Origin of the sequence: Natronomonas halophila (assembly GCF_013391085.1) — an archaeon.
Lineage (GTDB): Archaea > Halobacteriota > Halobacteria > Halobacteriales > Haloarculaceae > Natronomonas > Natronomonas halophila.
The window spans coordinates 1657553-1672779 of sequence record NZ_CP058334.1; the positions used below are offsets into that span (position 1 = coordinate 1657553).

Below are 15227 nucleotides of genomic sequence, written 5' to 3' on the forward strand. Positions count from 1 at the left end.
TGGGTCAGAGGGTCTGGTCGACAAGGTCGGAGACGATGCGGTCGCGTTCCAGCGACGAGGCGATGCGGTCGCTGTCCTCGGGCGCGACGGAACCGTACCAGACGCCGTCAGGGTAGACGGCGACGTTCGGCCCCTCGCCACAGCGGTCGAGACACGACGAACGGGTAATCTGGACGTCGAGGTCGCGGTCCCGGGCGGCCTGCCGCAGGCGTTCCAGCACCGTCGCCGCGCCCTGTCCCGCGCAGGTGCGGTTCGTACAGACCGCGACGTGTTTGTCGGGTGCGTCGTGGACGTGGGGCTCGTCGTCCACGTCGGAGCGGTCGGCGTGGGCCGCCTGATGGGTCATCGCGCGCAACATCGCGCGGGCGCCGCCCGAGTCCTCCTCGAAGCCGTTCATCTCGACCTTGTACTTGCAGGTGTCGCAGGACATCGAGACGTCGCCGGCGCGGGCCTTCTCGAAGCGGTCCGCCAGCACTTCCAGCAGGCGCTCGTTGGCCCCGAGGGGTTCGCCCGAATCGGCGTCGACGTAGGGGTAATCGGCGTCGAACTCCTCGGTCCGGTCGTGGACCCGCTGGGTCAGGACGCCGTCGCCGAGCATGTACGGCAGGACGACGACAGCGTCGGGCCGGCGCTTGGCGACGGTGTGGAGTTGGTCTTCGAGCAGCGGTTCGGTGACGCCGATGAAGGCCGCTTCCACGTCGGTGAACTCTCGGCCCTCGTAGAGCAGGCGCGCGAGTTTGTGCACGTCGGCGTTCGAGTCGGGGTCCGACGACCCGCGGGCACAGAGGACGACCATCACGTCGTCGTCCTCGCGGTCGACGCCCAGTCGTTTCTCGACGGCCGCGGCGCGGTCATCTAGCAGTTCGACGAGTTCGGGGTGAACGCCGAGGTGCTTCCCGTTGTGGATCGAGACATCGTAATCGCCGCGGGCCTGCTGGACGATGAGCGGGATGTCCGCTTTGACGTGGCTGGCGGCGAACAGCGACAGCGGCAGGAGTGTCACGTCCGAGACGGTCGGCGCCAGCGAGCCGATGGCCGCCTCGATGGAGGGTTCGGCGAGTTCTAGAAAGCCGGCGTCGACCGGCAGGCCGAGACGGCCCTCCAGGTCGGCGGCCAACTCCCGGACCTGGTCGTTGGATTTCTCCCGTCGGGAGCCGTGTCCGGCGAGTACGACGGCCTCGGCGTCGAGCATCAGTAGGCCTCCGCCTGCTCGATGCTCTTTTTCAGTTTCCGGCGGCGACTCGGCGCGAACAGTCCCGTCTCCTCGCTGCCTTCGTAGAGCCACTCACCGACAGCGGGCGCGGCCGCGTCGTCGATGCCGAACCAGTAGCCGCCTGACGACGTCTCCGAGAGGTCGCCGTAAGGCGTCTCGACCGGCAGGTCATCGAGCAGGCGCTGGATTTCCGTCAGTAGCGCCTCGTCCTCGTGGACGAAGGAGATGCCGACCGTACCGTCGGAGGACTTGAAGCAGACCGTCCCACAGCCCTCCAGCAAGCCGCGGAGCAATTGTCGGTCGTGGCCGGCGAGCGTATCGAGCCGATAGCCGCCGGAATCGCCCTCGAAGGGGAGGCCGAGCGCGGCCGCCGCCCGGTCGCCGACTGACCCGTGGGCCTGCACCGTGTAGCTGTCCTCGCTTCGGGTGATGGTCGTGTCGTGGGCGTACTCCCGCTCGATGATGCGGTGGTCGACGGTGTCGGCGCCCGCGACGGCGGCGAGGCGCTCGGCGGCCGTCTCGTCGTTCGTTCGGACGGTTACGCCCTCGCTTGTCACCTCGCCGTCGCCGATGGCGCGGCCCCAGAAGTAGGCGGTCTCGGGGTGGGCATCCAGCAGGTTCCTCGGGGTGCCGATTTCGATGCTCACGCGTCGCTCACCTCGATAGCGTCCACCGGACACGCTGCTGCGGCCTGCTCGGCGTCCTCTCGCTTCTCGTCGTCGAAGGTGGCAACCAACTCACCGTCGCCTCGGTCGCTATCCGGCAGCGTCACGAGGCCGTCGTCGGCCTCCGCAAAGCGGCCGTCGCGGACGAGACAGGCGAAGATGCCGTCACACGCCTCCAAGTCGACTGAAACGCGGTATTCGGACATGGTCAGTAGTCGTATTTGGTCTCGTAGCCACGGGGGGTGACCATCCGGTCGTCCCAGACGTAGGTGTCCTCGTTGCCGACGATGATGGTCGTCGTCATGTCGATGATGTCCTCCTCGCCGAGTTCGGGGAGCGTGCCGAGGTCCGTGATATGCGTGGCCTCGTCGTCGCGGGAGGCGCCGTGGACGATGCCGACCGGTGTATCCTCGTCGCGGTGTTCCAGCAGGATTTCACAGCAGCGCTGGAAGTTCTCCCGGCGCTTGCGGCTCCAGGGGTTGTAGATGGCGACGGTGAACCCTTCGGGTGCGATGGCATGGAGGCGCGATTCGATTTCCTCCATCGGCGTCAGATGGTCCGACAACGACACCGAGACTGTGTCGTTGACCAGCGGTGCGCCGAGACGCGCACCGCAGGACTGGGCGGCCGGGACGCCCGGTACGACCTCGAAGTCCACCGCTGAGGCGGTCTCGCCCTTGGATTCCAGAATCTCCAGGGCAAGGCCCGCCAGCGCGTAGACGTTCGGGTCGCCGGAGCCGACGATAGCGACGTCGTTGCCCGCCAGCGCGCGGTCGATGGCCTCTTCGGTCCGGGAGACCTCGCCGCACATCGGCGTCGAGTAGATGTCGTCGGCCTCGTCGGTAATCTCGTCGGGCACGAGGTCGATGTAGGTCGTGTAGCCGACGATGTGTTCCGCGTCGGCCAGCGCCTTCTTCGCGCGAGTGGTCATGCCCTCCGGCTGGCCGGGCCCGAGGCCGACCGCGATGAGGCGGCCGGGGTCGGCGTCGAAGTCGTCGACGGTGGCGCCGACTTCCTCCTCGTCGTCCGACGACGAGGCGCCGCACTTCGAGGAAGACGACGAGTCGCTGGAGGCTCCGCACTTGCTCTCGCTGGATTCGTCAGTCGTGCTGGCGCCGCACTTCGAACTGCTCGTGTCCGTGCTTGTTTCGGCCTCAGTTTTTGAAGCACTCGCTCCGCATTTCGATTCCGTACTGGTATCGGAACTCGAAGCACCACACTTCGATTCCGTACTCGATGCCTCTGCCGTCTCCGTGGTGTTGTCCGTGCTCATGCTCAGAAGTCCTCCACCTCGCGGCCGCCGCGCGGCGTCACGAGGTACTCGCCGTGGTCGTTGCTCCACTCGTGGGATTCGTGGGTGCCGACCAGAATCGAGGTGCCCATGCCCCCGACCTTCTCGTCGTGCTCGGTCGCCTCCCCGAGCGTCGTGATGGTGTGAGTCTCGTCCTCCAGATTGCGACCGGCCTCGCCGCGACCGGCGTCGTTGAAGATGCCGACGGGGACGTCGTCGGACCGCTCCTCGCGGATGACTTCGATGGCCTGCTCGTAGTCTCGCCAGCAGTTGTAGAGGACGATGACGAAGCCAGAGATGGCGGCGGCCCGGAGCTTCTCCGCGATTTCGTCCCAGCCGCGCCACTTGTCCGAAAGCGAAACCGTACAGAAGTCGTTCGAGAGGGGTGCGCCGAGGTTCGCCGCGCCGCCCAGTGCTGCCGTCACGCCGGGGACGATTTCGATGGGGACGTCGTAGGCTTCCTCCTCCTCGGCCATCAGGAAGATGAGGTCGGATTTTCCGTAGACGTTCGGGTCGCCGCCCGAGACGTGGGCGACGTCCTCGCCGTTCCGGACGCGTTCGAAGGCCTCTCGGGCCAACTCGATTTGCTGGCCCATTGACGACCGGACGATTTCCTGCTCGTCGCCGGTCGGGGTGGTTGCAACCCCGCCATCAGTTGCGGGCTCCGGCGGAAGTGTCCCGTCCTGTCGCAGGAACTCCTGATAGAGGTTCGAGGCGATTACGCAGTCCGCGGTCTGAATCACGTCGCGTGCGCGCTGGGTCATCGCATGCGGCAGGCCGGGGCCGATGCCGACGACGTAGAGCGTACCGTAATCCTCGGTATCGGCGTCGGTTTCGCCGCCGCTCGCGTGGCGCTCCGCTCCCCGCTCGCTCATTCCGAGACCTCCCGTTGGTCGGTCTCGCCGCTCATTTTCCCACCGCCACGGTCACGGCCTCGTCGAACCGCTCTTTCTCACGCACCAGTTCGTGTTCGCGTCCGCCAGCAATAGCGGAGGCTTCCGCGATTCCGGGCCACCCGATGAGTTCCTTCGCCCGCGAGGGGGTCGGGCCCTCGTGGTCCAGCAGGGTGTCCTTCTCGAAGTGGACGACTCCGGCGCCGATTTCTTGGGCAGCCTCTACGAGGCCCTCCTCGCCCTCCTTGCGGGTCGCCGTAGCGACGAACTCAACGTCCGAAAAGTCGAGGTCGAGGTCCTTCAGCGCGGCCTCCCAGGCGTTGAGGACCTGCTCTTTCTTGACGCCGTCGACGGTGCCGGTCCCGAGGACGACCCCCTCATCGTTGCGCTTCATGACGGTCACGTCGTCGCCCACGAGAACCGCGCGTGGGCCGTCGAGGCGTTCGACCGCGTCGATTTCGTCGTTGAGGACGGCAAGGTTCGTCGCGACGGTCGAATCGCCGTTGACGACGTGGGCATCGAGGGCTTTGGCCTTCGATTCGATGCCCTGCTTGCCGGCGGCCTCGCTGGCGGTCGTCATCGCCGGGACGGCACCCATCCGCGAGAGGTCGTGGGCGACCTGGTTCGCACCGTGGTGGCCGCCCGTGATTGGGATGGCCCAGGTGAGTTCCTCGTCGACGACGACGATGGCGGGGTCGTCCCACTTGTCGTCGAGCAATGGGGCGGTTTTCCGCATCGCGATGCCGGAGGCCATCAGGCCGACGAAGCAGTCGTACTCGCCCCAGTGTTCGGCGAAGACGTCGCCGTGGTACTCGATGATGTCGATGGCCTCGTAGTCGTCAGCCAGTTCGTCTTTGATGTCCTCGGCGACGGGCAGTTTCCGCTCGAAACTGATGATGGCGATTTCTTCTGCGACTTCGCCATCGGAGTCAGGTGTCGAGCAATGTCCGCCGCCGCTATCGCTCGTGTCGGTGTCGTTGCTGTCGGTGCTCATGTTAATCGTCACTTTCCGCAGTATTTCCGCCACGATTCGCCCAGCCGTCGTACAGGTAGGAGCGCTCGTAGCCGGCGCCCGCGGCCGCGTCGCCGATGAGGACTAGGGCGGAGGCACGGTAGCCCGCGTCCGCCAGTTTCTCGCCGATATCAGCCACCGTGCCCTCGATGACGTCCTCGTCGGGCCACGAGGCGTGATAGACCACCGTAACGGGCGTTTCGGGGTCGGCGCCTGCCTCCAGCAGGCGGTCCATCGTGTCGCTCACGGCGTGGGTGCCGAGATAGATACAGGTCGTCACGTCGCCCATCTCGACGAAGTCGGCGATATGGTCGTCCTCCGGGTCAAGGGTCTTGCCCTGCGGCCGGGTGAAAGCGACGTGGTTCGCCGTCTCGTTGAGCGTCAACTGCGTCCGCAGGGTCGCACTCGCCGCGAACGCGGAGGTAACGCCCGGTACGATGTAGGTCGGCACGTCCTCGTGTTCCAGCGCGTCCATCTGCTCTAAGGCGGCGCCGTAGATGGCTGGGTCACCCGAGTGCAGTCGGATGACCTCGCGACCCTCGTCGTAGGCGTCCCGCATCAGGGGGATCAGCTCTTCGAGGTCCTTGCCGACCGAGTTCACGAGTTCCGCGTGGTCGCAGTAGGCGTCCAGCAGTTCGCTGTTGACCAGCGACCCGGCGTGGACCACGAGGTCCGCCGATTCCAGCGCCTCCTTGCCGGCGACGGTCAGCAGGCGAGGGTCCCCCGGCCCGGCGCCGATGAAGGGGATACCCTCCTGTTCGTCGCTCGCCGTGTGTTCGTAGACGCGCTCGTCGCGCTCGTGAGCGTGTTTCTCGCGCTGTGCGTCGATGGCCGTCTGCGGGTCGGTCTCGTCAGTCATCGTAAATCTCGTCTCCAACGGATTCCGCGGTGGCGAGTTCTTCGCTCACGACACCGCCATCAACCGTCGTCTCCGTCCCGAACGCGGCCGTCGCCGGCGTCTCGCCGGTGCCCGGTTTCTCGGCGTAGGCGACGGTGTAGTAGTCCCGCTCGGTCAGTTCCTTGGGGTCGTCGGTGACGATGGACTCGTGGTTTTCCATGAACAGTCGGCGGCCGTAGGTCACGCTATAGCCCGCCTCGACCAGTCCCTCGTGGGTCGCGGGCACGTCGGTCACCTTGAACAGGACCATCCGGTCGGGACCGGTCGGCGACGCGCCGTTGTCGGCCTCCCGAAGGGCGAGTTCCGAGCCGGCGGTAATCTCGACGTCCAGCGCCGTCGCGAAAGCGGTCACCGTCGAGACGCCAGGGACGATTTCGAGGTCGACCTCCAGGTGGAACCGGTCCAGCGTCCGGCGCAGGTGGCCGAACGTCGAGTAGACGTTCGGGTCGCCCAGCGTGACGAAGGCGGCCGTTCCGTCTTTTGCGACGGGTGCGACCTCCGCGGCGGCCTCCTTCCATGCTTTCCGCAACTTCTCCTCGTCGCGGGTCATCGGGAAATCGAGGTCGCCCAACTGCTCGTCGTCGACGTATTCGGTGGCGACGGCCCGCGAGAGGCGGCCGGGGGTGTACACCTCGTCGGCGTCCTCCAGAATCCCCCGGCCGCGAACCGTAATCAGCCCGGCGTCACCGGGGCCCAATCCGACGCCGTAGAGCGTCATGCGGCCCCTCCGACGATGACGTAGACCGGGTTGTTCGAGTCGAAACTCGTCGCACCGGCGAGTTCGTAGCCCGTCGAGACCTGGACCTGGACGATTTCCTCGAAGAGGTCACGCTCGCGGAACGCTCGGACGGCGTCGCCGGCGACTTCCAGCCGCGAGACGTTCATCACGACCCGGCCGATGCCGTTCTCGGCGGCGAAATCCAGAACGTCCTCGTAGTTCCGCGACCCGCCGAGAAAGAGCGCGTCGGCGTCCTCGGGCAGGCCCTCGGGGGCTTCGCTTTCGACCAGCGTCGCGTTCTCGACGTCGTTGGCCGCGAGGTTCTTCTCGGTCGTCTCCAGCCGGTTCGGCTTCCGCTCGATGGCCGTCACGCGGCCGGCCCGGCGGGCGGCCTCGACCGTGACCGCGCCCGTACAGGAGCCGACCTCGGCGAAGTGGTCGTCGTCGTCCAGATTCAGCTTCCCGAGCGTTACCGACCGGACCTCGGGTTTCGTCGGCCCGGCCTTCGCGTTGTGTGGAAGCGCTATGCGTGCCATGGGGCCTACAACTACACCAGTGCACAAAACAATTTTGATTGTTCTAAGGAAAGTTCAGTTTACAAGTCTGAATTTCTGGTTGTTAATTTTTAAGCCCTCGTGCCGACAGGTCGATATAGTTGGATATCTAATACTATCTTAGGCCGAAGAACGTTGTGTTACCTTGGCGTATCAATCAGTATGTCGACACAGGAACGATCCCAGCACGTCCGTGTCGTCTGTGGGGACTGCTACTACTCCGAAACCGTCGAAAAGGAGGGCCAGACACCCGCGGAGAAGATAATCGAACACGGCCGGGAGACGGGCCACAAACTCACCATCGAGCAGTAATCTGTTTATAAGGCTCGCTCGATGGCGTCGGCCGTCGCCTCGCCGACACCCTCGACGCCGGCCAGTTCCTCGCGGGAGGCCGCCCGGACGCCGTCGACGCTCCCGAACCGCCGGAGGAGCCGTTTTCTCAATTCGGGGCCGACCCCCGAGACGTCGTCCAGCGGCGTCGACACCTCGTCGCGAAGCGTCTGGTGATACTGGACGGCGAAGCGATGTGATTCGTCGCGCACGCGTTGGAGGAGATGCAACGCCGGGTCGTCCTCGTCCCAATCGTGAACTCCCCCCGGCGTAATCACCAACTCCTCGTCCTTCGCCAGCGCGATGGCGGGTACGTCCCACCCGACCTCCGAGAGCGCGTCGCGGGCGGCGCCCAACTGTCCCTCGCCACCGTCGATGAGCAGCAGGTCGGGGTCCGGCCGGTCGTCCCGCCCTTCGACGGCCCGGAGCGCGCGCCAGCGGACGAGTTCGCGCATGTTGGCGTAGTCGTCGTTCGTCTCGTCGAGTTTCTTCCGCCGGTAGTCGCTCTTTTCGGGCGAGCCGTCGACGAAGGCGACGTTGCTCCCGACGACGGCCTTGCCCTGTGCGTGGCTCACGTCGAAGCCCTCGATGCGCTCGGGGCGGTCGATACGGAGTTTCCGCCCGAGCGCGGTGACGCCGTCGGCCTCGCCGGCCTTCCGGCGGGCGTTCTTAAGCGCGAGGTCGATCAGCGTCGCCTCGCGGCCGGTGCCGGGCACCCGGACGGCGACGCCTTCGGCTTCCAGCCACCGGGTGACTTCCTCGTCGCCGTGGCGTTCGGGCAACAGCAGCGCGTCGGGTAGCGTTCGGTCAGCGTAGAACTGCGGGATGAACGCCGCCAGCACGCTCGCGACGCGGTCCTCGCCCTCCGGGGCGTCGACGCGGTGGCGCTCCCGGTCGACCAGTTTCCCGTCCTCGCTGTGGAGGCGTGCGACGGTCGCGGAATCGCCCTCGACGGCCACGCCGAGGACGTCGACGCGGTCCTCCTCGCGATTGACGACGGCCTCGCCGCCGCCCTCGTGGAAGGATTCGACGGCGTCGAGCCTATCGCGGAGCGAGGCGGCGCGCTCGAAGGCCTGCTCCTGTGCGGCGGTTTCCATCTCCCGTCGGAGCGGTTCGGCCAGCGCGCCCGTCTCGCCCTCGAAAAAGCGGACGACCGATTCGACGTCTTCGAGATAGGCGTCTCGGCCGATTTCGTCGGTGCAGGGCGCGGTACACAGCCCCATCTCGTAGTCGAGGCAGGGTCGGTCGCGATTGGCGTATTTGTGGTCCGAACAGCCCCGGATGCCGTAGGTCTCGCGGAGGGCCTTGACCACCGTCTCGACCCGGCCCTTGTTCGTGAAGGGGCCGAACACCGTCGACCCGTCCTCGGGGTCGCGGGTCACCTCGATGCGCGGGAACTCGTGGTCGGTCAACTGGACGAGCGGATAGGATTTGTCGTCCTTCAGGCGGACGTTGTACCGTGGCTGGTGGCGCTTGATGAGGTTGGCCTCCAGCAACAGGGCCTGCGTCTCGGTATCGGTGACGGCGAAATCGACGCGTTCGGCGCGGTCGACCATCTTCCGGATGCGCTCGCCCCGAGGGTCGGCATACGAGCGGACCCGGTCCCGCAAATCGACGGCCTTGCCCACGTACAGCACCGTCTCGCCGGCCTCGAACTGGTAGACGCCCGGCTCTTTGGGCAGGTCGTTCGCGCGTTCGCGGACCGCCGCGCCGTCCATGGTTGCTTGTCCCGGATTAGTCGCGCGGGCGTATCAGCGTGACGCGTTCGGAGCAATGGGAGCGGCACGTACAAACCGTGGCCGCCACTACGACCGCCAATGACTGATTCCGAGCGGCTCTGGCTGGTCGAGCGCACCTACACCGACCGCGACCTCGTGGTGCTCATCTACGCGACGCCCGACGGCACCAAACAACTCCGGAAGGAACTGGCATCGACGATGCTCCAGCGGACGACGGTGACGGCGGCCATCGAAGCGGACCCCGAGGACCTCGACCCTGTCGACGACGAGGAAACCCGCGACCGCTACGCCACCGAAGTCGAGCGCGTCCGGGCGGACCACGCCCCCGACGACCCGATCTGAAGGGCTACCACGCCGCATGAAAGCCTCAAGGCCTATAATCCGCCGGTAAGAAGCCGGGGATGAGATGACCGCTATCGAGTTGTCTGGGGTGCAGAAGTCGTTCGGCGACGTACAGGCACTCCGTGGTGTCGACCTCGAAGTCGATGACGGAGAGATATTCGGCTTCCTCGGCCCCAACGGCGCCGGGAAGTCGACGACCATCAACATCCTGCTGGACTTCGTCCGCCCCGACGCGGGCGAGGTGCGCGTGCTCGGCCACGATGCCGGCGACGAGAGCGTCGCGATTCGAGAGCAGACCGGCGTCCTCCCGGAGGGCTTCGACCTCTACGACCGCCTGACGGCCCGCGAACACCTCGAGTTCGCCATCGACTCGAAGGAGGCCGACGACGACCCCTACCCACTGCTGGAACAGGTCGGCCTCGAGGACGCCGCCGACCGGAAGGCGGAGGGCTTCTCGACGGGGATGCGCCAGCGGCTCGCGCTGGCGATGGCGCTGGTCGGCGACCCCGACCTGCTCATCCTCGACGAACCGACTTCGGGACTGGACCCCAACGGCGCCCGACGGCTCCGCGAAATCGTCGAGGAACAGGCCGCAAGCGGCACGACGGTCTTCTTCTCCAGCCACATCCTCGGGCAGGTCGAGGCGGTCTGTGACCGCGTCGGCATCATCCGCGCCGGCGAAGTCGTCGCCGTCGACACCATCGAGGGGCTCCGCGAGAACGTCTCGGACGGCACCACCCTCGTCGTCGAAGTCGACGCGGTACCGGACGGCGCCGTCCACCGCGTGAAATCCCTCGACGGCGTCTCCGACGTTGCCATCGACGGCACGCGTCTCCGGGTCACCTGTGACAGCAGCGTCAAGACCGACGTGGTCGCCGAACTCGAAGACGCCGGCGCCGACGTGCTGGACTTCTCGACGGAGGAAGCGTCGCTGGAGGAACTCTTCGCGGCCTACACGGAGGGGCAAGCATGAGTTGGCAGGCCGTCGCCCAGAAGGACTTCCGCGACGCCATCCGCTCGCGACTACTCATCGCCCTGACGGCGCTGTTCGCGCTCTTCGCGGTCGGCGCGGCATACGTCGTCTCCGAAATCCAGCCGCCCCAGCAGGCCGCCCTGACCGGCGAGGTGACGACCGTTCTGCTCATCGTCGGCCTCGTGCAGGCGACGGCGGTGTTCATCCCCATCGTCGCCATCGCGGTCGCCTACCGGGCGCTGGCCGGCGAACGACAGAGCGGGAGTCTGAAGGTCCTGCTCTCGCTGCCGAACAGCCGCGCTGACGTCGTCTTCGGCAAGTTCCTCGGCCGCGCTGGCGTCGTCACCGTCGCCCTCTTCGTCGGCTTCGCCGTCGGCCTCGTCGCGACGGCGGCGCTCGCCGAAGCGTTCTCCGCGCTCGAATACATCGTCTTCGTCGGCACCTCGCTGCTCTTCGCGTTCGTCTTCGTCTCCATCGCCGTCGGCGTCTCCGCGTTCACGTCCTCTACCTCCCGGGCCGCCTACGGCTCGTTCGGCATCTTCGTCGTCTTCCAGTTCCTCTGGGGTATCCTGTCGCAGGGCATCGTCTACGGCCTCAACGGCTTCTCCTTCGAGGGCGTCCAGCAGGGCGACCCCCTCTCGGACCTCTTTCAGGTGCTGACCATCATCGACCCGACGGCCGCCTACCAGCAGGCGACCAACTGGACGGTCCGCCTGCTCGCCGAAAACCAGGAGGTTCAGGACGCGCCGGCCTTCTACCTCGAACCGTGGTTCGGCTTCGTGATAATGGCAATCTGGATCATCCTCCCGCTGGCTATCGGCTACTACCGGTTCGAAGCCTCGGACCTGTAATCTTAGGTCCCCCATTTTTCTAACTGCCCGACGTATCCTCACCTGTCATGTCCCGCAACCCCTTCGACGAAATCGAGCGGATGTTCGACCGGATGAGCAACCGCCTCGAACCGTTCGACGAGGGCGTCTTCGAGGGGTCGGTCGCCGTCGACATCGAGGAAACCGACGACGCCTACGTCGTGACGGCTGACCTGCCGGGCTTCGACCGCGATGACATCGACGTCGAACTCGCGGGCGACCGCCTGACGCTGTCGGCCACCCACACCGAGGCGGAATCGGAGGAAGGCGACGAAGACGGGGGTCGCTACCTCCGACGGGAGCGCCGCCAGCAGTCGGTCAGCCGGTCGGTTCGCCTCCCCGAACCGGTCGATGAGGACGCCACGGAGGCCGAGTACAACAACGGCGTCCTGACGGTCACGCTCCCGAAGGAAGCCGAGGGCGATTCCGGCCACGACATCCCCATCAACTGACCCGACTCGAGCGAGTTCCTTTTTATACCCGACCACCCCCGAACGGCCGTCTGTCAACCGTCGAACGACCGTCTGACGAACGGTTCCTCCCCGCGTTGTCTTGCGGTTACACTTTCACTCCGCATGGAGGGGTTTTATGGTACATCCGGCCTCCCAATCTAATGCACACGCTCCTTCCCCTTTTGGCCTACCACCGCCGAGCGACGGTGCCGGCGGCCCGGAAGGCCTACCATTCCGCCACGAGTAGCCGTGGGTATGCTCGAGTTCGCCGACGTGGAAGCGGCCCGCGAGACGGTCGCGGAGACCGCCCGGGAGACCCCGCTCGAATACTCCAACACGTTCTCGAACCGGACCGGCGCGGACATCCATCTGAAACTGGAGAACTTCCAGCGCACCGGCTCGTTCAAGATTCGCGGCGCGACGAACAAGATCGCCCAACTGACCGACGAAGAACGCGAGCGCGGCGTCGTCACCGCCAGCGCCGGCAACCACGCACAGGGCGTCGCCCTCGCTGCGACCCGCGCGGGCGTCGATTCGACCATCGTCATGCCCGAGTACGCGCCCATCTCGAAGATCAACGCCACCCGCGAATACGGCGCCGAGGTCGTCCTCCACGGCGTCGACTACGATGCCGCCGCCGAGCGGGCCCACGAAATCGAACGCGAGGAGGACCGCACCTACGTCCACGCCTTCGACGACCCCGCCGTCATGGCCGGGCAGGGCACCATCGGCCTCGAAATCGTCGACGACTGCCCGCAGGTCGACACCGTCGTCGTCCCAATCGGCGGCGGCGGCCTCATCGCCGGTATCGCCACCGCCGTCAAGGCCCAGACTGACGCCCGCGTCGTCGGCGTGCAGGCGGAGGGTGCCTCCAGCGTCGCCGCCTCCCTCGAAAAGGGCGAGGTCATCGAACGGGATTCGGTCGACACCATCGCCGACGGTATCGCCACCCGAAAGGTCGGCGAGCAGACCTTCGAGGTCATCGAAGAGCGGGTCGACGAGGTGGTCACCGTTACCGACCCCGAAATCGCCAACGCCGTCGTCTCCCTGCTGGAGCGCTCGAAAACGCTGGTCGAGGGCGCCGGGGGTGTCCCGCTGGCTGCCGTCCTGGAAGAGCGCTTCGACTACGAGGAGGACGAAACCATCGTCCCCGCGCTCTGCGGCGGGAATATCGATTTGAACGTCCTCACGACGGTCATCCGCCGCGGTCTGGTCGAACGCGGCCGCTTCCTCCGGGTTCGAACCGTCCTCAAGGACCGCCCCGGCGCGCTGGAGGAACTGGTGGAGTTGCTGGCCGAGAATCGGACGAACATCTACGCCATCGAGCACGACCGCGCCTCGAAGGATATCGCGATGAACGCCGCCGAGGTGGAACTGGACCTCGAAACTCGCGGCCACGAGCATGCGCTGGAACTGCTGGATGCGATGGAGGCCGCCGGGTACGAAGTTGAAGTCTTGGTGTAGGGTTCTCTGTTCGGGTTTTATAAACAGGGCTCGGTGACTGCTCGACCGCAAACAGCCGGGAAGCCCTCGGCCCGCTAGCGGTCGCTAAACAGGATATCCTCCCTACGGTCGGATAGAGCCTGTTTAGCGACTAAATAAACGCCACCGAGCCTCACCCTTCCAGTCCACCAGGTCAGCACCGCACCTGCCCTTCCCCGGATCGGATGGTCGGCCTTGCGGCCGACCCATCCTCCCGGCCGAAACGAGCGATTTTCCTTAAAACTCAGCCACCATTCTGCACGCTCGCTTCGGCCTGCGGCAGCCAGTCGATGAACGTCCCCTCGATGAGCGTCTCGGATTGCTTGTCGATGTATTCGGCCTGCATCCCCCAGACGGCTTGCGCGAACGGCTCTCCCCGGCCGACGGCCTCGGCGACCAGTCGATGCTTCCAACTCGCGGGCGTCACCCGGCGGTCGACACGCTCGCGGAGCGGCTGGATGTAGCGGTTGGCTTCCTCGGCGTCCAGCCCCCGCAGCTCAAGGCCGTCGCGGGCGATTTCGAACAGTTCGGCGTATATCTCCTCGGTGTCGGTCGTCTCCTCGCCCGCGCCGGTAATCCAGCGGAAGTCGGCATCGAGGCCGTCCCGGACGGCCGCATAGAAGTTCTCCTCGGCGGCCTCCCACGGCAGGTCGTAGAGCGGGTGTTCGCGGCGCGGAAGGCTCTCAAGCAGCCCCGCGAAAACCGCCAGCAGGGCGACGGTGTCCCGGACTGTCGGCTGGCCGGGCAGCGGCCGGAACTCGATGCGGGCGTTGGCGCTCTGCCGCGTCGGGCCGTCGAAGACGGGGCGGACCCACCGCCAGAAGGTGCCGTGTTTGTGCCGGAAGTGGGCGAACTGGTCGTCGAAGCGGTGGCCCGTCTCCATGACCGTCGGCACGACCGTCTCGTCGGCGGCGATACGCTGGAGGGCCTCGTCGATGTCCTCGATGTCCTCCGGGAAGGTCACCTTCTCGCTGTCGGCGGGGTTGAGCACCGATTCGAAGACGGGCACGCGGTTTTCCATCCACGTCTCGTCGAGAATCGTCTCGGGGTCCGAATCGTAGAGTTCCGGCGGGAAGAACGGGCTATTGACGGCCACGCCGAGCAGCGGCCCGGCGATACGGAGCGCATACCGGAACCGCTCGGGCAGGTCGTGGGCGTGGGCCATCTGGTAGTGTGGCTGAATCGAGGTGATGAGGCTCTCAGGCATTACGGTATCCGCCGACAGCGAGACGTGCGGGGCGTCCAGTTGGAGTTCCGCCGCGTAATCGGTGTTGGCCATCGCGTGATACCGCGTCGAGGCCGACATGTTCGTCGCCATCCGAATGCCGTCCTCCTCGATGCTGTCGGTCAGGTAGTCGCTGGCCGTCTCGCCGATGGGCGGGACCGTCCACATCCCGTCGCTGACCAGCGCGATACCCTCGCGTTTGACCTCGGTTTCGGCGGCGTCGAGTTTGGCCTGCACCTCGGCTTCCTGTGCGCGGAGGCCGTATCGGGACAGCGGTTGGGGCGCCGTCGACAGTTCGGCGTTGTGCAGGCCCAGTTCCTTCTCGAAGCCGATATACTCCAGCAGGCGGCGCGGGACGCGCATGAGGGCGTCCGTCTCGTCGTCGACCGCGTAGAACTCGTATTCGAGGCCGACGATGGCCTGCGGGTTGTCGAAGGTGCCGTCCTCGATTTCCTCGCGCAACGCCTCGACCTCGCTGTCGACCCGCGACGCGAACTCCTCGTCGTCGACTTCGAGGGCCGCCCTGACCTGCGCCGCGAGTTCTGAGGCAGACATGTCGGTCCCTGAGTGC

17 protein-coding genes are annotated in these 15227 nt (G+C 66.3%); 6 read left to right on the forward strand and 11 right to left on the reverse strand.

The genetic code is table 11. From position 1 onward, the window contains the following. Positions 1–4: 4 nt before the first annotated feature. From HWV23_RS08990 to cbiT, 9 genes are read right to left on the reverse strand one after another with little or no spacing between them, the layout of a single operon-like run. On the reverse strand, positions 5–1192 hold the full coding sequence (locus tag HWV23_RS08990; RefSeq protein ID WP_178290073.1) for a CbiX/SirB N-terminal domain-containing protein: 1188 nt from the start codon (positions 1190–1192) through the stop codon (positions 5–7). Next, on the reverse strand, positions 1192–1860 hold the full coding sequence (locus HWV23_RS08995; RefSeq protein ID WP_178290074.1) for a cobalamin biosynthesis protein: 669 nt from the start codon (positions 1858–1860) through the stop codon (positions 1192–1194). Before HWV23_RS08995 ends, HWV23_RS08990 begins: the two co-directional genes overlap by 1 nt. Beyond that, entirely contained in the window at positions 1857–2084 is a 228-nt protein-coding gene (locus HWV23_RS09000) for a ferredoxin (protein ID WP_178290075.1), read from the reverse strand. Before HWV23_RS09000 ends, HWV23_RS08995 begins: the two co-directional genes overlap by 4 nt. A 2-nt stretch (positions 2085–2086) precedes the next feature. Beyond that, the gene (cobJ, locus tag HWV23_RS09005; protein WP_178290076.1) at positions 2087–3151 is read right to left on the reverse strand and encodes a precorrin-3B C(17)-methyltransferase; all 1065 of its coding nucleotides are present in this window, start codon (positions 3149–3151) and stop codon (positions 2087–2089) included. Between the two features lie 2 nt (positions 3152–3153). After that, complete coding sequence (locus HWV23_RS09010) at positions 3154–4044, reverse strand: precorrin-3B C(17)-methyltransferase (RefSeq protein ID WP_178290077.1); 891 nt, start codon at positions 4042–4044, stop codon at positions 3154–3156. Positions 4045–4075: 31 nt separating this feature from the next. Then, positions 4076–5056 (reverse strand): cobalt-precorrin 5A hydrolase, encoded by a 981-nt coding sequence (gene cbiG / locus HWV23_RS09015; protein ID WP_178290078.1) that lies wholly within the window; start codon positions 5054–5056, stop codon positions 4076–4078. Between the two features lies 1 nt (position 5057). Then, positions 5058–5933 carry a cobalt-precorrin-4/precorrin-4 C(11)-methyltransferase gene (locus HWV23_RS09020; protein ID WP_178290079.1) on the reverse strand — a complete coding sequence of 292 codons (876 nt, stop codon included), beginning with the start codon at positions 5931–5933 and terminating at the stop codon, positions 5058–5060. Further along, on the reverse strand, positions 5926–6690 hold the full coding sequence (locus HWV23_RS09025) for a cobalt-factor II C(20)-methyltransferase (protein ID WP_178290080.1): 765 nt from the start codon (positions 6688–6690) through the stop codon (positions 5926–5928). The genes HWV23_RS09020 and HWV23_RS09025 overlap by 8 nt, the downstream gene beginning before the upstream one ends. Beyond that, a complete protein-coding gene (gene cbiT, locus HWV23_RS09030; RefSeq protein WP_178290081.1) occupies positions 6687–7226 on the reverse strand; it encodes a precorrin-6Y C5,15-methyltransferase (decarboxylating) subunit CbiT in 540 nt (179 codons plus the stop codon). Before cbiT ends, HWV23_RS09025 begins: the two co-directional genes overlap by 4 nt. Positions 7227–7406: 180 nt before the next feature. Here cbiT and HWV23_RS09035 point away from each other — a divergent pair, with 180 nt between their 5' ends. Further along, positions 7407–7556 carry a hypothetical protein gene (locus HWV23_RS09035; protein ID WP_178290082.1) on the forward strand — a complete coding sequence of 50 codons (150 nt, stop codon included), beginning with the start codon at positions 7407–7409 and terminating at the stop codon, positions 7554–7556. A 5-nt stretch (positions 7557–7561) separates the two neighbouring features. Here HWV23_RS09035 and HWV23_RS09040 read toward each other — a convergent pair whose 3' ends face one another. Next, positions 7562–9292, reverse strand: a complete 1731-nt coding sequence (locus HWV23_RS09040; protein ID WP_178290083.1) for an excinuclease ABC subunit C — start codon at positions 9290–9292, stop codon at positions 7562–7564. A gap of 99 nt (positions 9293–9391) precedes the next feature. Here HWV23_RS09040 and HWV23_RS09045 point away from each other — a divergent pair, with 99 nt between their 5' ends. The 5 genes from HWV23_RS09045 (at position 9392) to ilvA (ending at position 13413) form a co-directional block, all read left to right on the forward strand. Then, entirely contained in the window at positions 9392–9655 is a 264-nt protein-coding gene (locus HWV23_RS09045) for a DUF7967 family protein (RefSeq protein WP_178290084.1), read from the forward strand. A 64-nt stretch (positions 9656–9719) separates the two neighbouring features. After that, positions 9720–10628, forward strand: coding sequence for an ABC transporter ATP-binding protein (locus HWV23_RS09050; RefSeq protein ID WP_178290085.1), 909 nt, complete (start codon positions 9720–9722; stop codon positions 10626–10628). Continuing rightward, positions 10625–11479, forward strand: a complete 855-nt coding sequence (locus HWV23_RS09055) for an ABC transporter permease (RefSeq protein ID WP_178290086.1) — start codon at positions 10625–10627, stop codon at positions 11477–11479. The genes HWV23_RS09050 and HWV23_RS09055 overlap by 4 nt, the downstream gene beginning before the upstream one ends. A gap of 47 nt (positions 11480–11526) precedes the next feature. Continuing rightward, positions 11527–11949 (forward strand): Hsp20/alpha crystallin family protein, encoded by a 423-nt coding sequence (locus tag HWV23_RS09060; RefSeq protein WP_178290087.1) that lies wholly within the window; start codon positions 11527–11529, stop codon positions 11947–11949. A 255-nt stretch (positions 11950–12204) separates the two neighbouring features. Next, on the forward strand, positions 12205–13413 hold the full coding sequence (gene ilvA, locus HWV23_RS09065) for a threonine ammonia-lyase (protein ID WP_178290088.1): 1209 nt from the start codon (positions 12205–12207) through the stop codon (positions 13411–13413). A gap of 262 nt (positions 13414–13675) precedes the next feature. Here the strand turns inward: ilvA and HWV23_RS09070 are convergent, their stop codons facing one another. After that, complete coding sequence (locus HWV23_RS09070) at positions 13676–15211, reverse strand: glutamate-cysteine ligase family protein (RefSeq protein ID WP_178290089.1); 1536 nt, start codon at positions 15209–15211, stop codon at positions 13676–13678. Positions 15212–15227: the final 16 nt, after the last annotated feature.